This window comes from Lysobacter dokdonensis DS-58, assembly GCF_000770795.1.
Lineage (GTDB): Bacteria > Pseudomonadota > Gammaproteobacteria > Xanthomonadales > Xanthomonadaceae > Noviluteimonas > Noviluteimonas dokdonensis.
Genome location: NZ_JRKJ01000004.1, coordinates 53,855 through 72,711 on the forward strand (window position 1 = coordinate 53,855; position 18,857 = coordinate 72,711).

An 18,857-nucleotide genomic window follows, 5' to 3' on the forward strand; every position below is an offset into this window, starting at 1 on the left:
TCGAGGAGAACCGCCATGCAAGGTTTCTTCCAGTTCCTCTCAGAAAACCCGTACATCCTGTTGTTCTTCACCGTGGGCATGGCCGTGTGGGTCGGCAAGTTCTCGGTGAAGGGCTACGGCCTGGGCATGGTCGCCGCGGCAGTGGTCGTCGGTGCGGCGCTCGCGACGTGGGCGTCGACCTACGGCGTCAAGCTGCAACTCGACAACTTCGCCAAGTCGCTCTTCTATTACCTGTTCATGTACGGCGTCGGCTTGCGCGTCGGTCCTGCGTTCTTCAACAGCCTGAAGAAGGACGGCATCACCTTCACCATCCTCGCCGTGGTGTGCGCGTGCCTGGGCCTGGCGCTGGTGGTGATCACCGCGAAGATGCTCTCGCTGCCGCCGGGCGCGGCGGGCGGCATCCTCGCCGGTTCGCAGACGATGTCCGCCGCGATCGGCACCGCGGAAATGGCCGTGGAACAGGGCGCGTACAAACTGCCCGCAGGCTCCACCGCCGAATCGGTCTCCGGCATGATCGCGCTCGGTTACGGCGTGACCTACATCTGGGGTACGGTCGGCATCATCCTGGTGTGCAAGTACCTGCCGCGCTGGTGGGGCGTCGATGCGCGCAAGGCCGCCAAGGAATACGAAAAGGCGCACGGCGTGCAGAACGTCGACGACATCGGCCTGACCGGCTATCGCGCGGGCGGCATCCGTGCCTATCGCGTCGAGAATGCGTCCACCGCGGGCCAGAGCATCGCCTCGCTCCGCAAGACCTATCCGCAATACCGCGTGGCCAACGTCGTGCGCAACGGCGAATCGCTCGGCGCCGATCCGGAGATCGTGCTGCAGCGGGGCGACGTGGTCGCGCTCGGTGGTCGCCTCGAAGAGCTCACCGCCAACCTCGGCCTGCTGGGTCCTGAAGTCGCCGACGCCGGCGCGCTGAACATCCCGCTCGACCAGGCCGAAGTACTCGTGACCAACAAGGCGCTGGAAGGCAAGCCGCTGGTGTCCTTCGCGCAGGAAGCCTTTGCCGGCCAGATCGGCGTGAGCCGCCTGGAGCGCAGCGGCGAACCGGTTCCGCTGGGCACCGACACCACGCTCAAGCGCTTCGACGTGCTCTATCTCACCGGGCTGAAGAGCGCGGTGGACAAGGTCGCGGGCATGTTCGGAAAGGTCGCGCGCCCCAGTACGTCGACCGATCTGCTCACGCTGTCGGGCGGCATGGTGCTCGGACTGCTGATCGGCAAGATCAACGTGCCCGTTGGGGATTTCTCGGTGGGCCTGGGCAACGCCGGCGGCTTACTCTTGTCGGGAATCTTCGTCTCCTCGATCGTCTCGCGCCTGCGCTATTTCGGCAGTACGCCGAATGCCGCGCGCAACATCCTGGAGGACCTAGGCCTGGTCACATTCATCGCCATCGTCGGCATCAACGCCGGCGCGACGCTGCTCGAACAGCTGACCGGCGCGATCGCGGTCAAGATCTTCATCGCCGGTTTCATCGCGAGCACGATTCCGCCGTTCATCACCTGGGCGATCGGTTACCACGTCTTCAAGATCAACCCGGCGGTGCTGATGGGCGGCGTGGCGGGTTCGCGGTCGCACTCGGGTCCCGCGCGCGAAGCCGCCAAGGAGATCGACAGCAGCGTGCCGTGGGTCGGATTCCCGGTCGGTTACGCGGTGTCGGGCGTGCTCTACACCGTGTTCGGCTACTTCGCGATGGTCCTGTCGCAATGAGGGCCGCACGCACATCGATGATCGCCGGCGTTCTCGGCGCACTGATCGCCGGTCCCGTCGCCGCACAGCAGGCCACGGTGCCGGCGACGGAGGTCGACGAGGAACATCCCGGCGATTCCAACGAAGACACCGCCACGCACCTGGACGAGAGCTTCGGCCCGCAGACCTACGACGAGTGGGTGCGCGAAACGCGGCGCCAGGCGTGGGCCGACACCGACTGGAACGTGCAGATCCGCTCGTACTATCTCGGGCGCGAGAAATACGACGACAGCGAGAGCGAAGCCTGGGCGCTCGGTGGTTCGGCCGGTTTCAAGACCGGCTACTTCCGCGAGCGCTTCTCCTTCGGCGCCACGCTCTACGGCTCGGCGCCGTTGTACGCACCGGATGAGAAGGACGGCACCTTGTTGCTCAAGCCGGGGCAGGAAGGCTACGCGGTGCTCGGCGAGGCGTACGGCGAAGTGCTGTTCACGCCCGACGTGCACATGACCATCGGCGCGCGCGCGTTCGACACGCCGTACATCAACAAGAACGACAGCCGCATGTCGCCCAACACCTTCCTCGGCGCGGTCGTGCAGGGGTTGCACGGCGACCCGAAGACCAGCCGCGGCCAGTGGCGCTGGGGCGCTGGGTATCTCGACAAGATCAAGGAGCGCAACGCCGACGAATTCGTCTCGATGTCCGACGACGCCGGCGCATCGATCAAGCGCGGCGTGTACGCGGCCGGCGCCAACTACACGCGCGGCGAGCTCTCGGTGGGCGCGGTGAACTACTGGAGCAGCAACGTCATCAACATCTTCTATACCGAGGCCAGGTACGCGGTGCCGATCGGTGCGAACGCCAAACTGCGCTTCGCGGGCCAGTACTCCGACCAGCAGAGCGTGGGCGACGACAGGCTGACGGGCAGCGACTTCCACGCCAAGCAATTCGGCCTGAAGGCCGAGCTCGCCGCGGGCGGCGCGTTGTTGACCGGCGCCTACACCAAGGCCAGCGGCGACCGCGACATGACCGCGCCGTGGAGCGGCTATCCCGGCTACACGAGCGTGCAGGTCGAGGATTTCAACCGCGCGGGCGAAGACGCCTGGTTGTTGCGCGCGCAATACACCTGGCCGAAGGACACAGGCATGAGCGCGTACGTGTTGTACGTCGCCGGCTCCGATCCCGATTCGGCGAGCGCGTTCGGCCGCGGCGAGACCGACTTCAACCTGCAATGGTCGCCGCCGGAAGGAAACCTCAAGGGTTTGATGGTCCGCCTGCGCTACGCGCATGTCGCGCAGGACGATCCGGGCGATACGGATCTCAACGACTTGCGCGTGATGGTCTATTACGACCTGCCGTTCTGAGGAGAGGATGATGGCGATGCAACGCACGATCCTGGCATTGGCCTGCATGCTGACGGTGGCGGGAGGCGCCGCCGCGCAGACGGCGCCGACCGAACGCGCATCGTCGTCGCAGTCCGCACCGGCCGCAACGCAAAGCGCGGCGTTCGCAAAGGAGGAGATCGCCGCGCTCGTCGCACCGGTCGCGCTGTATCCCGACTCGCTGCTCGCGCAAGTGCTGATGGCCTCCACGTACCCCGGCGACGTGGCCGATGCGGCCGCGTGGGCGAAGGCCCATCCCGACATGAAGGGCGACGCCGCGGTGAAGGCGGTCGCGAAGGAAGACTGGGACGCGAGCGTGCAATCGCTGGTCGCCTTCCCCGCCGCGATCCTGATGATGGGCCAGGACATCGCGTGGGTGCAGAAGCTCGGCGATGCGTTCCTCGCGCAGCCCAATGACGTGATGGCCACGGCGCAGGAACTGCGCAAGAAGGCGCAATCCACCGGGAACCTGAAGTCAAACGAGTACCAGACAGTCTCCAGCGAAGGCCAGAACGTCGTCATCCAGCCCACGCAGACCAACACGGTCTACGTGCCGGCCTACGACACCAACGTCGTCTACGGCAGCTGGGGCTACGGGTACCCGCCCTACTACTACCCGCCGGCTGCGTACTACCCGGGCTACGCGTTCGCGTCGGGCGTGTTCTGGGGCGCGGCCATCGGCATTTCGATCGGCTTCTGGGGCGATTGCGATTGGGGCGGCGGCGACGTCAACATCAATTCCAATCGCTACAACGAGTTCAACCGAAACATCGATCGCGGCGATCGGCAGACGGGCGATCGCGGCAACCAGCGCTTCCAGCACGACGGATCGCGCCGCGATGGCGTGCCCTATCGCGACCAGGCCAGTCGCGAGAAGTACGGCAACCGGCAGGCGGGCGGCGAGTCGCGCGGTCAGTTCCGCGGCGAGGACGCGGGGCGCACGCAATCGCGCGAACAGGCGCGGCAACAGATGGAACGCCAGGGCATGGACCCGGCGCGCAACAACCAGCAGGCGCGCGATCGTGCGCAGACGGCCTCGCGCGATCCGCGTTCGTCGATGGCCGAGGGTGGGCGCGTCGATCGCGGTCCCGGCGGCTCGGCGTCGCAATATCGCCAGAGCGGCGCGAACAACGCCGGCTCGCGCGATCTCGCGCGCAGCAGCGGCGGACGCGGCGATTACGGCAACTCGCGCAACAACGCGTTCTCCGGCGCGAGCAATTCGGGAGCGTCGCGCCAGGCGGCCAGCCGCGGGCGTTCGAGCCAGGGCATGTCGCGCGGCAGCAGCGCCGGGCGTTCGATGAGCCGTCCTTCGCGGGGCGGCGGTGGAGGGCGTCGTCGATGAACACGTTCGCGAAAACAACGTTGTGCCTGGCCCTTGCGGCGCTCGCGTTTCCCGCGCTCGCGCAACAGGCCTATCCCACGCCGCAGGCGGCGGCCGATGCGCTCGTCGATGCGCTCGGCACGACCAAGGCCGACGCGACCAAGCTCGCGCAGGTGTTCGGTAACGACTGGCGCGACTACGTGCCGGAGGACAGCATCGACCGCAAGGATGTCGATGCCTTCCTCGAAAAATATCGCGCCTCGCATGCGTTCACCGAAGGCAAGCCCGGAAGCCGCACGCTCGTGGCCGGCGCCGACAAATGGACCTTCCCGGTGCCGCTCGAACACGGTGAAGGCGGCTGGCGCTTCGACCTCGCCGCCGGCGCCGACGAAATCCGCGCGCGACGCATCGGCCGCAACGAGCTCGATGTGGAACAGGCGATCCGGGCCTACCACGACGCGCAGATGGATTACGCCGAGGCCGATCGCGATGGCGACGGCGTGCTCGAATACGCGCAGAAACTGGTGAGCACCGACGGCACGCACGACGGCCTGTTCTGGGCGCCCGACGACAGCGGGCAAGTCAGTCCGTTGGGGCCGCTGTTCGGCGACGACACGCCGAAGGGCGATTACCTTGGCTACCACTACAAGATCCTGACGAAGCAGGGGCCGTCGGCGCCCGGTGGCGCGCGCGACTTCATGGTCGGCAAGGACATGATGCGCGGCTTCGCGCTGGTCGCCTGGCCCGCGAAGTACGGCGACACCGGCCTGGTCACCTTCGTCATCGGTTACGACGGGCAGGTGTTCGAGCGCAACCTTGGCGACGACACCGAGTCCATCGTGCGCGCGATGACGCAATACGATCCGGACAGCGAGTGGAAGGACGTGCCCGAAGTGAAAGTCGCGGGCGCCGACTAACCGTCGGCGCTGCCTTCCCAATGCGCCCTGGGGACGACCTTCGCCGTCTCCGGGTCGCCTTCGTAATGCGGCGTCATGATCTGCACGCCGGCGCCGTTGAACACGTCCTGGATCTGCGCGTGCAACGCGCTCAGCGCGATCCAGCGTTGCTGCACGTCGCCGATGCGCGCGCGCAGGCGGTATTCGATGCCGAAGTCGCCGAGCGCGGTCTGCAACACCATCGGCGGCGGCGTTTCGATCACGTCGGGCGTGCCGCGCGCGGCGTCGAGCAACAGGCGATGCACCTGGCGCCACGGCACGTCGTAACCGATCACCACGACGGCCTGCAGCCAGACGCCCGGCCCTTCCGGCGCGCGCGACAGATTCTCCAGCTTGCCCGCCATCACCACGCTGTTCGGGAAACTCACCTCCACGCCCAGCGGCGTGCGAATGCGCGTGGTGAACAACGCGATTTGCTGCACCGTGCCCTCGACGTCACCGACGCGCACGACGTCGCCGACGCTCATCATGCGTGAGTACAGCAGCGTGAAGCCGCCCGCCGCCTGCCCGACGATGCTCGACGCGCCGAGCGACACCATCAATCCGACGAACAGGCTCAAGCCCTTGAACGCATCGGTTTCCGCGCCGGGCAGGTACGGATAGGCCATCGCGAGCGCGAACAGCCAGACGATCGCGACGACGATCTTGCGCGTGGGTTCGGCGAGCTGCGAGTCGATGCCGACCAACCGGAAGCGCCCGTGCTCGACGCCCTGGAACGCCAGGCGGATGGCCTGCACGAACACGCGCGCGACCAGCAGGATGACGATCGCCGTGACCAGTCCGGGGACCGCGTGCAGGATGGCGTTGCCCCACTTCGACAGCCGGCCCGCCATCCATTGCGTCATCGCGCCGGCCCACGGCTGCGTCCAGACGAATTGCGCGAAGCAGAACCGCAGCCATTCCTCGATGACGAAGAGCACGAGGATCCAGGCGAACACGCGCGCAAGGCCGCGCCCGCTGGCGAGGAAGGCGAGTGCCATCTGGCGCGCGGATTCGTTGGGGATGCGCGTCAGTCGCGCGGTCGCCCACGCATCCACCCGCGAACGCAGGCGCGCGAGCGACCAGCGCAGGATCCACAACCCGAGCAGCATCGCGACGGTCGCGATCAGGCTCCAGCCGATGCCGCGCGCCAGGCGTGCCGGCGCGCGCGCGGTTTCGGAGGCGCGGACGGCGTCGGTCAGGCGCGCGAGGATCGCATCGCGGGCGCCGGCCAGCGTTTCGTTGCGCAAGGTGTCGACATCGGCCGGCGTCACGACGGTCACCAGTTGCCCGTCGAGCAGGATGACCACGCCCTGCGGCGCGTCCTGGGACGTCGCCTTCGCCACGCCGTGGTGTTCGACGATGCGCTCGATGTTGGCTTCCGCGGCGCGCGCGCGCATCTGCGGCGTGTTGCCCAGGAAGCGGGAGCGGAAGGTGACGATGTCGCGGTTGAAGAAACGCGCGGTGGCGGTGTCCTGGAGACTGGCGGCAGGCGCGGTGGTCGCCGGCGTGGGAACGCTCGTCGCGGGCGTCGCGTGCGCGAGCCCGGCCACGAGCACGACGCAGGCCAGCGCGAGCCCGCGCAGCCAGCCGATCCGCCCGATGGAAGTGCGTCCCCGCATGGCGGATGGAACGGGCAATCGGTGCGCCGGCGGCCGTGTTGCTTCGGGTTTCTGCTACGCAACGCATGCCCGGCGCGCGGGGTTGGCGCTACGCTTCACGCCAGACCACGGGGAGAACCACGATGCACCGTTTCCTGTTTGCCCTGGCGCTGGCCGGCGCCTGCGCGTCCGCCTGCGCCCAGGACGCGCCGACGCCCACCGAACAGGAAACCGATGCGCTCGCCACCGCTGCCACGCGGGGCGTGGCCCTGTGGCGCCTGGATCGCGCGGCCGTCGCCGCCGAAGTCGTCGCCAACGACACGCGCAAGTTCCGCAAGGACGAGCGCGTCACCGGTTTCACCACCCGGCAGGACGGCGATGCGATCGTCGTGTCGTGGGTCGACACGACCCCGGTCGCGCTCTACCGCGTGCGCGTCGGCGCAGACGGCGTGGCCGGTGAGCTGGAAACACTGGAAACCCCCGCGGCGCTCACGCCCGACGAGGCGGCGCAGGCCCGCGCCCTCGCGGTCGCGGTGCCGCTCGTGCAGCCGACGTGCACGGAAAGCTACCGCAGCCTTGCATTGCCCTCGGGCGATGCGCGCTGGTCCGTCTATCTATTGCCCGTGACCACGAAGGAAGCCGTCGTGCCCTTCGGAGGTTCGTATCGCATCGATGTCGCCGACGGCGCGGTGGCGTCCCAGCGCGCATACGCGAAGACCTGCATCACCCTCGACACCAAGCCCGGCACGGTGGCGACCATGGTGACGAGCGAGGGCGACGCGACGCCGACCGACGTGCACGTGTTCTGGCAACTGTGGTCGAAGACCCCGATGTACGTGCATACGCCGCGCGGCCTCTGGGCGATCCAGGAAGGCCACGCCGCGTTGCTGGAACGCCCGAAGGGGCAGTGACGGTCAGCAGCCGTCGGGCAGGCGTTGCACGATCGACTGCGACCCCGCGTCCACGCGCAGCGACACACAGCGTCCCTGTGCATCCATCGCGTCGACTTCCCACAAGCCGCCTTCGTATTCGGCGAGCTCCATCATCGTGTAGCCCTTGTCGGCGACGAGTTGCGAGACCGAATTGAGCGCGTCGATGGACCGCGTGCCGGCGCCGTCGAAGATGCGCCCGGTCTGCGGGTCGACCGCCACCTCGCGCCACGTCACGCTGCCCGACTTGCGGACCTTGGCTTCCCACAGGCCATCGTCGAGATCGATGTCGAAGACGTTGTGGTAGCCGGCGGCGTGCAGCACCGCTTGGAGCTGCGTCGGAGTGCGGACCGGCGCGGCCGCGGGCGTGGTCGCGATCGCGACGAGGGGAACCAGGAGCGAGGCGAACAGGAACATGCGCATGGGGGAATCTCCACGGGGGGCGCCGCACGTTGCGTCCCCGCGGACGATGCGATCAACGCGATTGTTCTCGGCTTGTCGGCCTGCTTTCCCGCCACCATCACGCGCTACAAGCCCTTGGCCGCTTCCGACACCGCACGGAACAACGCGCGTCCCTTGTTCATCGTCTCCTCCCATTCCTTCTCGGGGTCGGAGTCGTAGACGATGCCCGCGCCGGCCTGCACGTGCAGGCGGCCGTCCTGGATGACGGCGGTGCGGATGGCGATCGCGGTATCGGCGTCGCCATGCCAGCCGATGTATCCCACCGCGCCGGAATAGACGTTGCGGCGGATCGGTTCGAGTTCGGCGATCACTTCGAGCGCGCGCACTTTCGGCGCGCCGCTGACGGTGCCGGCGGGGAAGGTCGCGCGCAGCACGTCCGCGTAGCCCAGGCCGTCCTGCAACTGGCCCGTCACTTCGCTGACGATGTGCATGACGTGGCTGTAGCGCTCGATGACGAATTGCTCGCCGACTTTCACCGTGCCCGGCTTCGCGACACGGCCCACGTCGTTGCGGCCGAGGTCGATGAGCATCAGGTGCTCGGCGCGTTCCTTCGGGTCGGCGAGCAGTTCGGCTTCCAGTGCGAGGTCTTCTTCCGGCGTGCGGCCGCGCGGGCGCGTGCCCGCGATCGGGCGCACGGTGATTTCGCCACCCTGCAGGCGCACGAGGATCTCCGGGGACGAACCGACGACCTGCGTCCCGCCGACATCGAGGAAATACATGTAGGGCGAAGGATTGAGCGCCCGCAGCGCGCGGTACACATCGACCGGCCGCGCCTGGAAGGGCACCGACAACCGTTGCGACAACACGACCTGGAAAATGTCGCCGGCGCGGATCAGCTCCTTGCTCTTCTCCACGGCCGCGATGAACCCCTCGCGCGTGAAGCCGCTGACGAAATGGCTTTCGTCGAGCGCGGCGGGTACCAGCGTCTCGGGATAACTCGCACCGGCGTGGCGCAGGCGATGCGTGAGCGCGTCGAGCCGGCGATTCGCCTTCGCCCACGCCTGGGGTTCGCGCGGGTCCGCGTGCACGATGAGATACAGGCGGCCCTTGAGGTTGTCGAACACGGCGACTTCCTCGCTGAGCATCAGCAGGATGTCGGGCGTGCCCAGTTCGTCGGTCTTTTCGTTGCCGGTCTTCAGGCGCGGCTCGATGTACTGCACGCACTCGAAACCGAACCACCCCACCAGCCCGCCCGTGAATCCCGGCAACCCCGGGATCTCCGGCACGCGGTGCTCGGCGCGCAGGCGCTCGATTTCGGCGAACGGATCGTCGATCTCGCGGAAGTCGACGAGTTCGCCCAGTTCGGTCGCATAGAACGTGTTGCCCGCGAAGGCGTACACGCGTCGCGCGGGAAGACCGATGATCGAGTAACGCCCGAAGCGTTCGCCGCCTTCGACCGATTCGAACAGGTAGGTGTGCGGGCCATCGGCCAGCTTCAGATAGACGGATAACGGCGTATCGAGGTCGGACAGGACTTCGCGCACGACGGGGATGCGCGTGTAACCGTCTTCAGTCAATTGCTGGAATCGTTCGGGCGAAATTGTCACGCGGGCGTCACGCTGTGTCCGGAAAATCGAAGGCCATCGCAAGGACGACGGACGGAAGCGGGATTGCTTCCACGAGGGCCGATACCGAAAGGTGTCGGCTTTCTTTTTGCGTCAACGGCGCGTCGCCGCCACTGCGTCTTTCATGCGCCTCACCACGTCGGCGTAATCGGGCTGGCCGAAGATCGCCGAACCGGCGACGAACGTATCCGCGCCCGCCGCCGCGATTTCCGCGATGTTGTCGGGTTTGACGCCGCCATCGATCTCCAGGCGGATCGCCTTGCCGCTGTTGTCGATGCGCTCGCGCACCGCGCGCAGCTTCGTCAACGCCGAGGGAATGAAGGCCTGCCCGCCAAAGCCCGGATTGACCGACATCAGCAGCACCATGTCGAGTTCTTCCAGCACGTAGTCGAGCACTTCGACCGGAGTGGCGGGATTGAGCACCAGGCCGGCCTGGCACCCGAGCGACTTGATCAACTGCACGGTGCGATGCACGTGCCGGCTGGCCTCGGGGTGGAAGGTGATCATCGTGGCGCCGGCCTTTGCGAAGTCCGGGACGATGCGGTCGACCGGTTCCACCATCAGGTGCACGTCGATCGGCGCGGTCACGCCGTGCTTGCGCAATGCCTCGCACACCAACGGCCCGATGGTGAGGTTGGGCACGTAGTGGTTGTCCATCACGTCGAAGTGCACCCAGTCGGCGCCCGCGCGCAGCACGTTGTCGACTTCCTCGCCGAGCTTGGCGAAGTTGGCCGAGAGGATGGAAGGCGCGATGACTGTCGATTGCATGGTCGGATCCGTCAGGGTTTGTTGCTGTTTTTGCGCAGGGCCTGGATGCGGTCGTACGCGGCGTTGATCTCGCGCGCGCGGACTTCGGCGTGGCGCTGCACGTCGGTGCCCGCACCGGCGACGCGGTCGGGGTGGTACTGGGACATCAGCCGCCGGTAGGCCAGGTCGACCTCGGCGTCGGTGGCCTCTTCGTCGAGCCCGAGGACCGCGTAGGGGTTCTCCCGCTTGCCGCGGAACCAGTCGTTGTCGAGGGCGTGGCCGAGCAGCAGGCCGATCAGCGCACCCAGCAACGGGTTCGACCGCAGCAGGGCAGCGCCCGCGAAGACCCCCAGCACCTTGCCGTACCAACGTTTCATCGGCGCAGTCTACAGGCGCGGCGGCGGGGCCCGGCGTACACTACGCCGCCCTGCCAGACGTGCAAGGCGATGCAAGCTTCCGACACCCGCCCGTCCCTCCTCGAGGCCGACCTCCCGGGCCTGCCCCTGCGGCACCGCGGCAAGGTGCGCGATGTGTTCGAGCTGCCCGGCAACCGGCTGCTGATCGTCGCCACCGACCGCCTCTCGGCCTTCGACGTCGTGCTGCCCGATCCGATCCCCGGCAAGGGCGAGATGCTCTGCCAGATCAGCAACTTCTGGTTCGACCGCACGCGCGGCCTGATGCCCAACCACCTCACCGGCGTCGATGTCGCCAGCGTGCTGCCGGCGGGTGTCGATGCAGCCCGCTACGCCAAGCGCGCGGTGGTGACGAAGAAGCTCAAGCCGGTGCCGGTGGAAGCCATTGCGCGCGGTTACCTGATCGGCAGCGGCTGGAAGGATTACCAGCGCACCGGCCGCGTGAGCGGCATCGCGCTGCCCGACGGCCTGCGCCAGGCCGAACAACTCCCGCAGCCGATCTTCACGCCCTCGACGAAGGCCGCCGTCGGCGACCACGACGAGAACATCGACTTCGACACGATGGTGAAAACCGTCGGCGCCGACCTCGCCGAGCAGGTACGCGACGCAACGCTGCGCCTGTACGCATTCGCGCGCGACCATGCGGCGGCGCGCGGCATCATCCTCGCGGATACGAAGTTCGAGTTCGGCACCGACGAGGACGGCCGCCTCTACGTCATGGACGAAATGCTCACCCCGGACTCGTCGCGCTACTGGCCTGCCGACGAATACAAGGTCGGCATCAGCCCGCCGAGTTACGACAAGCAGTTCGTACGCGACTGGCTGGAACAGGTCGGCTGGGACAAGACTCCGCCCGGCCCGCGCCTGCCGGCCGAGGTGATCGAACGCACGCGCGCCAAGTACGCCGAAGCCCTGCAACGCCTCGCGGGAATTTCCGTCGACTGACCGGAGCACACCGATGGCCGCCATGCACGACGACGCACTGCCTCGTCCGATCGACCGCTGGTTCGACAGTTATTCGGCCGACCATCGCAATCCGCTGAACGTACGCATCCACACCATCGCCGTGCCGGCGATCCTGTGGAGCGTGATCGCGTTGCTGTGGTGCATCCCCGTGCCCGTCGACGGCTGGTTCAAGCCCGGCGTATGCGCCGCCTTCGGCATGGTGCTGGCGAGCATGTTCTATTTCCGCGCATCGCGCGTGCTGGGGTTCGGCATGCTGGCGATGTTCGTCGCGATGGGCGCGGCGTGCTGGTGGATCGCCTCCGCCTCCGGCATGCGCACGTTGTTGTGGGCGGCCATCGCGGTGTTCGTCGTGGCGTGGATCGCGCAGTTCATCGGCCACAAGTACGAAGGCCGCAAGCCGAGTTTCCTCACGGATTTGACCTATCTGCTGATCGGCCCGGCCTGGGTGCTGGCGAAGGGCCTGCGCAAGTTGGGCATCGCATGGTGAACACGCCGGCGCGCGGCGGCGGCCTGCGCGGCCGCGACCTCGCGCTCGTCGCCATCGTCTGCATCGTGTGGGCCGGCAATTTCCTGACCTCGGCCTTCGCGTTGCGCGAGATCCCGCCGTTCCTGTTCACCGCGGTGCGCCTGTCGATCCTGGCGATCGCGTTGTTCGCGTTCGTCAAACGCCCCCCGAAAGGGCAATGGCCGTTGATGATCGCCGTGGCGCTGTTCAACGGCGTGCTGCATTTCGGATTGAGCTTCTGGGCGTTGCACCTGGCGGGCGATCTATCGTCGCCTGCGATTGCGATGCAAAGCTACGTGCCGATGGCGGCGTTGCTCGCGTGGCGGTTCCTCGGCGAACGCTTCGGCTGGCGCACGGGCCTGGCGATCGCGATCAGTTTCGCCGGCGTGCTCGTGCTGGGGTTCGATCCCATCGTGCTCGATGCCCCGATGTCGCTGATCCTGATGCTGGTGTCGGCCTTGTTCCTCGCCATCGGCACCGTGCTGATGCGGCGCCTGAGCGGCGTGGACATGATCAGCCAGCAAGGCTGGACGGCGATCATCAGCGTGCTGCCGCTGCTCGCGTTGAGCGTGGTGTTCGAACCGGGCAACTGGCAGGCCCTGCGCGACGCGACGTGGATCGGCTGGGGTGGCGCGTTGTACTCGGCGCTGTTCGCCTCGATGCTCGGACACGGGTTGTATTACGTATTGGTGCAACGCCACCCGGTCGCGCAGGTGACGCCATGGTTGCTGCTCGCGCCGGTGGGCGCGATCGTGCTGGGCATCGTCTTCTGGGGCGACCGCCCCGGTCCGCGACTGTGGATCGGCGGCGCGATGGTGCTGGGCGGCGTGCTGATCATCGCGATGCGGGCGATGCAGAAGTCGCGGCCGGTGGTGGCGGTGGAAGAGATTTAGGGCGAGCTTGACTTCGACTCCGACGAAACGACCGTGAGTAAACGAAGATTAGAGGAATCAGCCAGCAAGCCATCGGTCGCGACGACATCCGAGGCTCCAATGCGCGGGGCGTCCTTCTCGAGCCATGGCGCACGTCTGTAGGGCGTACGCCATTCGACACGCCACCGGCCCGGCACGTGGTCGAAAGTCGCTTTCTCTACCTGGAAATGGATCGGCAGCGTTCCCGTGATCGGTTCGGATGAGGGTGCTTCGCCGCTTCCTGGCCGATGCACCATCTTGATACCTCCACTTCGCCGCGCGACGAAGCTTTCGAGGGCACGACAGACTTTTGCGTCAGATGTGCCCGGCTTCCTAGCGAACACGACGCATTGGGTGGTGAAAAAATCAAGAACGCGACCGTCCGGCGCAATCCGGATATCAGCCGTGAGCATGGCTGCACCTAGCGGCTCCCGATACCAGCCCGTGTTGGGCCAATCCACTTGCCATCTGGATTGGCTGGACCTGGCGTCCGGGAAACGCACGTTGTCGACGCGGATCGCGTAGTCCTTACCGCGGCCTCGTCCGGAGAGCGTGATCTGCATCCTTCCGCGAGCGATGGCGGGTACGCCGTCCTTCGTCGGCGGGTGAAACGACCATCCAGCCACGGCGCGCGCAATCACTTCCCTTATCGCGGGCAGGACATCGGTTTCGATCGAGTGTGCCGTCACGCGTCCCTGCGGATCGATCTCGATTTCGCCGTTAACCTGCATCGTCACCAGCTGCTCGCCGGCAGGGCGGGTGTCGGACGCATACGCATCCACAACCGGCGACGCGAGGATTGCAATGCACAAAGCACGCTGGAAGCGGTGCATGTCCGACCCTTGCTCTCTTGAGGGGTCGGCGATTGTGGCGCTTGCTCAGCGAATGGAACGACAGAATTGGACCCCACCTAGGGGCGAAGTGTCTCGCAAGAAGCGCGTCAATCGTCGTCCAGCAAGAGAATCTCGACCGACAACTCAAGCCTCAAACGATTCAGGTCGGCAATGACCTCTGGGCTCAAGGTAAATCCCAGGTTGTTGTCATCTTCCGGGAAGATGAAGACGTATAACTCGGCGACACCGCCAGTTTCAGCGATCCACGCGAAGGTTCCAGAAAGTTGCAATAGCTCGGGCAGCATTGCTTCGATGCCGTCCACGAAAACACCTCTTCCGTGGTCGAGCAAACGAAAAACGCAGGATGACTCGTCATTGATGCGCCCAACCAGATTGCCTTTTGGAGTTACACGTTGTCGGCCGACATTCTGAACGACGAGCGGCGGTCGTCCAATGAGGGCAGCAATGTCGTCGCCAGGGGCCGTTGGGTGCTTGATCCTGAGCGAGATGCTGTATTCCTTCATGCGTTCGTCCTCAAGGGAGGTGCTCCCAGTACTTTCCTTCCTCACGACCCTTCCCATCGGGCGTGCCGACCCAAACCGTTCCATCCGGCGTGATTCCCGTCCAATCGTTCGGTTTGGCACGCGCCCCACGCTTGATGTCATGCACATCCTCCCTGTCGATTCCCAGCTTCTTCTTTAGCTTATCGATGGGTAGCGTTCCAGTCGGACAGTCTGCCGGCTTTTGGCCCGAGGCATTATTTGCCTGCTGATACAGGCCATTGGCCGCCCAAGACGCGGCAGCCGCACTTCCAACGAATACGGCTGCCTTACCCGCAGCGGTGACGACCGGCGGTACCAATGGCAGCAGGAACGCAAAGCGTCCGTCTACATCTACGAAGCTGACGGGGTTTTGGTAAGCGTAGGCATAGGTATTGAGCCCGCCACCCAAGCCGATCGGATCGCTCTGCAGGTAACGGCCTGCCTCCTGCAAGTAATTCCGATGACCATTCCACCAAGTACCCGATTCGCCGTCGTAGTACTGCCCCGGAAACCCGACATTCAATCCACCGATGGTGTCGACGAGCACCGCTCCGCGTCCGAACGCTTCGTTGGCCGCGCGCCATACGACGTTCTTCTGCGCATCGGTGACGACTTCCGGCCGGCCCAGGTGGTCGTTGTGTATGGCATACAACTGCCCATTCCGCACCAGCGCGACGAGCTCGTTACCCAGCCAGATGTAGTCGGTCCAGTGGCCGTTGCGGTCGCTCTCCGCCATCAGGCGGTGGCCGTCGTGGAGGAAGCGCTGGTTGTCGTAGTCCGCCGATGACTTGGCGATGCGCTGATCGAAGGCATCGATGTCGTAGTGGGTCACCGCGCCGTCGCGGTTGTGGCGCGCCACGCGATTCATCGCGTCGTACTCCGCCGAGTGCGATTGGCCGGCGTGCGTCCAGTCTGTGACGTTACCGTTGGCGTCGTGGGTGAACGTGGCGATGGCGGCGCCGTGAGCCGACAGCAGGCGGTTGCTGTTCGATGCCGTGGTGTAGGTCGATCGCGACGTCGCCGTGCGGTTTCCGGTGAGGTCGTAGGCGAAGCCTTCGTCATTCGCCTGCACCAACCTGTTCAACGTGTCGTAGGCGTACGCCTGGCTGCGCGTGGCATCCACGCCGTTGGTGATGCGCGTGATGCGGTCGGCGATGTCGTGCAGGTAGGTCAGGCTGTGTCGCACCTGGGCGGCATCACCCGCGCTGATGCCGGTGATGCGGCCATCGAGGTCGCGTTCGAACTTGCGCCTCAGCCCGTTCCCATCGGTCCAGCCCGACACGAAGCCGGGTGCGTCATGCTCGATCGATGATGCAACCACGCGCTCCACGCCGCCGATCACGGCATGGATCGATGCCACGCGGTCGCCGAGCCAGGTGTAGCGCACGACGGTTCCGCTGGGATGCGTGACGGCGATGCGTCGGCCGTCGGCGTCCGTCGTGTATTGGAGTGTGTCCTCGACGGAATGGACGGTCTGCCGCAGACTCGCCGGGCCGCCGTGCACGGCGTATGCGTATTTCGACAGGAGGGTCGCACCCGGTGGTGTCAGGTTGGCGCTCTGGCACATCCGACCGACGCCGTTGGCGCAGAAGTCGTACCAGTAACGCCGCGACTGCACCGCGTTGCCGACCATCGACAAGCGACCGAGTGCGTCGTATGCATATCCCAATTGGCTGCCGTCGGCGCGCGTCAGCAGCGTCCGCTGCCCGCCTGCGTCGTACTGGAATTGCGTCGTACCGCTGTCGGGGCTGTGCTGCGCCCAGCGTTGGCCGAATCCGTCATGGACGTAGGTGGTCGGCAGGTTGCGCGGGTCAATCACCCGCGTGATGCGGCTTGCTGCGTCGTATTCGATCCGTGTCGTGCCGCCGGCGGCGTCCGTCGATTCCACAAGACGGTCGAGTGCGTCGTACCGGAAGGTGCGCACGCGTCCCGTCGCATCGACCGACGTAACAGGATTGTCGTTCGCGTCGTAGGTCGTCGTGACGTGCTGGCCTGCGTTGCCGAGCGCCACCCGCACGCGGCCCAACTCGTCGTACTCCACGCGGCTGCGACGTGTCACCGTCGCGATGCCGGACGTGATGCGACCGATGTCCGCCACCGTCACCTGGCTATTCGTGTTGTACGTGAATCGTTGGAACTCGGCCGGCGCGCCCGGCCGCTCGGCCACGGCTTCGACAAGCCGGCTCGCGGCGTCGTAGGTGAATCGCGTGCGCACCCCCTCCGGCGTCGAGCGCGTCACGAGGTTGCCGCGATTGTCGTAGGCGAACGTGGTCGTTCGGGCGCTCCCTTCGTGGTAGCGCGTTTCAGTCAGCAGGCGACCGCGCGCGTCGTACGTGCGTTCGACGACGGCACCGTTCGGGTCGATCTCCCTCCCCGGCTGGCCGAAGACGTTGTGCTGCTCCCAACGCACCGTGTGTCCGAGCGCGTTCTCGCGCCGCACGAGGTTGCCCATCGCGTCAAAGGTCTGCGTGATCGCGTCGCCGGTCCCCGCGAGCGGCCCGTCGGTCACCGCGCTCGCCATCAACCCGTTCGGATGGAACGTGTAGCGGTACTCGACGCTGCGCGCCTGGTCCCTGACACCGTGCGGCGACAGGTTCTTCTCGGTGACGCGCGACAGCAGACCGTCATCGCGATAGGCGTAATCGGTTTGCAGCACGCCAGCGAGCGTCATGCGTGTCGTACGCCCGTTCGCGTCCCACTCGTATGTCGTGGTGCGTTCTTCCGGCAGGCCGACGGCTTCCACCTTGCGAAGCAGCAAGCCGGATGCGTCATGGTCGTAGTCGGTGAACGTGCCCGCGAAGTCGGCGGCGAGATCCATGTGCCCGTTGGCGTCGTAGGTGATCTCGCGATAGGCCGAAGCGCACGACGCCGACGCGTGCCCCGCCACCGACAACAGCTTCCCGTCGCGATACGTCGAAGTGGTGCGCTTCCCGAGCGGATTGACGTGCTCGACCTGCAACGTGCCGTCCGCGTGATCCGTGTAGGCGAGCGTGTGGCGGTCGATGCCGGCGGCGTGCTCGGTCAGCGTCGCGCGCCCATGCGCGCCGTAGCCGAACGTGGAGTAGCGCACGCCGTTGAGGCTCTTGCCGAGCAGGCGCTGCTGCTTGCCTGCGTAGTGATAGGTGATGGACGTGCCCGGTGTGCCGGGCTGGGTGACGCTGGCGATGCGCTCGTACGCGTCGTAGGCGTAGTCGTAACGGTTGCCGGCCGGGTCCAGCGCGCGCGTCATCAGAGGGCCGGTCACCGAGTCGGTCCACGTGAAGTGGATCGTCCGGCCGTTGGTGTGCACCACGCGTTCCAGCAGCGGTGTCCAGTGTTGCGCATGCGTGCGGTATTCGAATGTCAGCCCCACGCCGCGGGGATTGCGCTGGCTCGTGATGCGCCTGTGCGCACCGTACGTCTCGATCGTGTTGTCCGATGCGTAGAGGATGTGGCCGCCCTGCCCGTCGGCGACGATGCGCGAACGGCTCCCCGGCCGATCCTCCCACCACGCATGGGATGGCGTCGTTCGATGAACGTATTTGATTCGCGCCCCATCCGGGCGGTGCGCGAAGATCGACTGGCCGTCCTGCGGGACCTCGAGCGCGTAGTCGAAGTTGCTGGCCCATTGCGTGCCGAAGACGCGGCCGACGCCGTTGTGCTGGTTCCACGTGCGGACGAGAGCCAACGCCATCGATCCTGCCGTGGCAAACTCCACCTCGGTCTCGACCTTGTTCCCGGTCGCGGGAATGATCGGATTGCCGACGCTGCCATCACGAGCGTCGCAGGAAGTCGAATCCGGGTCGCCGTCGTTGCCTTCGGTGCCCGCACCGCCCATGTCGTCGCGGACGAGTGGCCGCTGACCGGTAAAGGTGTTGTAGAACGCGTACTCGGCGCGGGCGACCCATTCTGGTCGATAGATGTGAGTCGCTTGGATGGGGACGCTATCGAATTCCTGCAGCGGCCCAGGCGGTGTGGGCGCCGGTGCCGACGTCGGCGTACACACCCGATTTCCGCCCGCATCCGTCCTGCAGTCCTGGTCGGCCTGTGCCGCATGTGCGATATGGGAGACCG

16 protein-coding genes are annotated in these 18,857 nt (G+C 66.4%); 8 read left to right on the forward strand and 8 right to left on the reverse strand.

The features are described 5' to 3' along the window. Positions 1 to 15: 15 nt before the first annotated feature. From LF41_RS04215 to LF41_RS04230, 4 genes are read left to right on the forward strand one after another with little or no spacing between them, the layout of a single operon-like run. On the forward strand, positions 16 to 1,716 hold the full coding sequence (locus LF41_RS04215; protein ID WP_036166350.1) for an aspartate:alanine exchanger family transporter: 1,701 nt from the start codon (positions 16 to 18) through the stop codon (positions 1,714 to 1,716). Between the two features lie 17 nt (positions 1,717 to 1,733). Continuing rightward, positions 1,734 to 3,056: an OprD family outer membrane porin gene (locus LF41_RS04220; RefSeq protein WP_161786913.1), complete on the forward strand. Its 1,323-nt coding sequence runs from the start codon at positions 1,734 to 1,736 to the stop codon at positions 3,054 to 3,056. Between the two features lie 16 nt (positions 3,057 to 3,072). Further along, positions 3,073 to 4,416, forward strand: a complete 1,344-nt coding sequence (locus tag LF41_RS04225; protein ID WP_161786914.1) for a DUF3300 domain-containing protein — start codon at positions 3,073 to 3,075, stop codon at positions 4,414 to 4,416. Further along, a complete protein-coding gene (locus LF41_RS04230) occupies positions 4,413 to 5,312 on the forward strand; it encodes a DUF2950 domain-containing protein (protein ID WP_036166355.1) in 900 nt (299 codons plus the stop codon). Before LF41_RS04225 ends, LF41_RS04230 begins: the two co-directional genes overlap by 4 nt. Here the strand turns inward: LF41_RS04230 and LF41_RS04235 are convergent. Further along, a complete protein-coding gene (locus tag LF41_RS04235; RefSeq protein ID WP_052116129.1) occupies positions 5,309 to 6,952 on the reverse strand; it encodes a mechanosensitive ion channel family protein in 1,644 nt (547 codons plus the stop codon). The genes LF41_RS04230 and LF41_RS04235 overlap by 4 nt on opposite strands. Positions 6,953 to 7,074: 122 nt before the next feature. On the opposite strand from LF41_RS04235, the gene LF41_RS04240 reads away from it, so the two are divergent. After that, entirely contained in the window at positions 7,075 to 7,842 is a 768-nt protein-coding gene (locus LF41_RS04240) for a hypothetical protein (RefSeq protein WP_036166358.1), read from the forward strand. Between the two features lie 3 nt (positions 7,843 to 7,845). On the opposite strand, the gene LF41_RS04245 is transcribed toward LF41_RS04240, so the two are convergent. The 4 genes from LF41_RS04245 to LF41_RS04260 all read right to left on the reverse strand — a co-directional run bounded on the left by LF41_RS04245 (position 7,846) and on the right by LF41_RS04260 (position 11,011). Beyond that, the gene (locus tag LF41_RS04245; protein WP_036166361.1) at positions 7,846 to 8,283 is read right to left on the reverse strand and encodes a PepSY domain-containing protein; all 438 of its coding nucleotides are present in this window, start codon (positions 8,281 to 8,283) and stop codon (positions 7,846 to 7,848) included. 104 nt (positions 8,284 to 8,387) lie between these two features. Continuing rightward, entirely contained in the window at positions 8,388 to 9,863 is a 1,476-nt protein-coding gene (gene trpE, locus LF41_RS04250) for an anthranilate synthase component I (protein ID WP_036166465.1), read from the reverse strand. A gap of 117 nt (positions 9,864 to 9,980) precedes the next feature. Next, positions 9,981 to 10,655 carry a ribulose-phosphate 3-epimerase gene (gene rpe, locus LF41_RS04255; RefSeq protein ID WP_036166365.1) on the reverse strand — a complete coding sequence of 225 codons (675 nt, stop codon included), beginning with the start codon at positions 10,653 to 10,655 and terminating at the stop codon, positions 9,981 to 9,983. An 11-nt stretch (positions 10,656 to 10,666) separates the two neighbouring features. Beyond that, on the reverse strand, positions 10,667 to 11,011 hold the full coding sequence (locus LF41_RS04260) for a J domain-containing protein (RefSeq protein WP_036166369.1): 345 nt from the start codon (positions 11,009 to 11,011) through the stop codon (positions 10,667 to 10,669). A 69-nt stretch (positions 11,012 to 11,080) separates the two neighbouring features. On the opposite strand from LF41_RS04260, the gene LF41_RS04265 reads away from it, so the two are divergent. Genes LF41_RS04265 through LF41_RS04275 form a run of 3 tightly spaced genes read left to right on the forward strand, consistent with a single transcriptional unit; the run spans position 11,081 to position 13,411 of the window. Next, positions 11,081 to 11,992 carry a phosphoribosylaminoimidazolesuccinocarboxamide synthase gene (locus LF41_RS04265; protein ID WP_036166372.1) on the forward strand — a complete coding sequence of 304 codons (912 nt, stop codon included), beginning with the start codon at positions 11,081 to 11,083 and terminating at the stop codon, positions 11,990 to 11,992. A 22-nt stretch (positions 11,993 to 12,014) separates the two neighbouring features. Then, positions 12,015 to 12,500 (forward strand): Mpo1 family 2-hydroxy fatty acid dioxygenase, encoded by a 486-nt coding sequence (locus LF41_RS04270; RefSeq protein WP_036166468.1) that lies wholly within the window; start codon positions 12,015 to 12,017, stop codon positions 12,498 to 12,500. Continuing rightward, positions 12,494 to 13,411: a DMT family transporter gene (locus LF41_RS04275; protein WP_052116130.1), complete on the forward strand. Its 918-nt coding sequence runs from the start codon at positions 12,494 to 12,496 to the stop codon at positions 13,409 to 13,411. Before LF41_RS04270 ends, LF41_RS04275 begins: the two co-directional genes overlap by 7 nt. On the opposite strand, the gene LF41_RS04280 is transcribed toward LF41_RS04275, so the two are convergent. The 3 genes from LF41_RS04280 to LF41_RS16015 all read right to left on the reverse strand — a co-directional run bounded on the left by LF41_RS04280 (position 13,408) and on the right by LF41_RS16015 (position 18,621). Beyond that, positions 13,408 to 14,262 (reverse strand): hypothetical protein, encoded by an 855-nt coding sequence (locus tag LF41_RS04280; protein ID WP_036166376.1) that lies wholly within the window; start codon positions 14,260 to 14,262, stop codon positions 13,408 to 13,410. The two genes, LF41_RS04275 and LF41_RS04280, sit on opposite strands and share 4 nt — an antisense overlap. Before the next feature lie 107 nt (positions 14,263 to 14,369). Next, positions 14,370 to 14,786: a DUF4279 domain-containing protein gene (locus LF41_RS16660; RefSeq protein WP_152599882.1), complete on the reverse strand. Its 417-nt coding sequence runs from the start codon at positions 14,784 to 14,786 to the stop codon at positions 14,370 to 14,372. Positions 14,787 to 14,796: 10 nt separating this feature from the next. Beyond that, positions 14,797 to 18,621: an RHS repeat-associated core domain-containing protein gene (locus LF41_RS16015; RefSeq protein ID WP_052116131.1), complete on the reverse strand. Its 3,825-nt coding sequence runs from the start codon at positions 18,619 to 18,621 to the stop codon at positions 14,797 to 14,799. Positions 18,622 to 18,857 lie beyond the last annotated feature (236 nt).

Bases quoted from the DNA above. Each gene is read 5' to 3' on its own strand.
- LF41_RS04215 (WP_036166350.1), top strand. From the start codon at position 16: ATGCAAGGTTTCTTCCAGTTCCTCTCAGAAAACCCGTACATCCTGTTG.
- LF41_RS04220 (WP_161786913.1), top strand. From the start codon at position 1,734: ATGATCGCCGGCGTTCTCGGCGCACTGATCGCCGGTCCCGTCGCCGCA.
- LF41_RS04225 (WP_161786914.1), top strand. From the start codon at position 3,073: ATGCAACGCACGATCCTGGCATTGGCCTGCATGCTGACGGTGGCGGGA.
- LF41_RS04230 (WP_036166355.1), top strand. From the start codon at position 4,413: ATGAACACGTTCGCGAAAACAACGTTGTGCCTGGCCCTTGCGGCGCTC.
- LF41_RS04235 (WP_052116129.1), bottom strand. From the start codon at position 6,952: ATGCGGGGACGCACTTCCATCGGGCGGATCGGCTGGCTGCGCGGGCTC.
- LF41_RS04240 (WP_036166358.1), top strand. From the start codon at position 7,075: ATGCACCGTTTCCTGTTTGCCCTGGCGCTGGCCGGCGCCTGCGCGTCC.
- LF41_RS04245 (WP_036166361.1), bottom strand. From the start codon at position 8,283: ATGCGCATGTTCCTGTTCGCCTCGCTCCTGGTTCCCCTCGTCGCGATC.
- rpe (WP_036166365.1), bottom strand. From the start codon at position 10,655: ATGCAATCGACAGTCATCGCGCCTTCCATCCTCTCGGCCAACTTCGCC.
- LF41_RS04260 (WP_036166369.1), bottom strand. From the start codon at position 11,011: ATGAAACGTTGGTACGGCAAGGTGCTGGGGGTCTTCGCGGGCGCTGCC.
- LF41_RS04265 (WP_036166372.1), top strand. From the start codon at position 11,081: ATGCAAGCTTCCGACACCCGCCCGTCCCTCCTCGAGGCCGACCTCCCG.
- LF41_RS04270 (WP_036166468.1), top strand. From the start codon at position 12,015: ATGCACGACGACGCACTGCCTCGTCCGATCGACCGCTGGTTCGACAGT.
- LF41_RS04275 (WP_052116130.1), top strand. From the start codon at position 12,494: ATGGTGAACACGCCGGCGCGCGGCGGCGGCCTGCGCGGCCGCGACCTC.
- LF41_RS04280 (WP_036166376.1), bottom strand. From the start codon at position 14,262: ATGCACCGCTTCCAGCGTGCTTTGTGCATTGCAATCCTCGCGTCGCCG.
- LF41_RS16660 (WP_152599882.1), bottom strand. From the start codon at position 14,786: ATGAAGGAATACAGCATCTCGCTCAGGATCAAGCACCCAACGGCCCCT.
- LF41_RS16015 (WP_052116131.1), bottom strand. From the start codon at position 18,621: ATGGGCGGTGCGGGCACCGAAGGCAACGACGGCGACCCGGATTCGACT.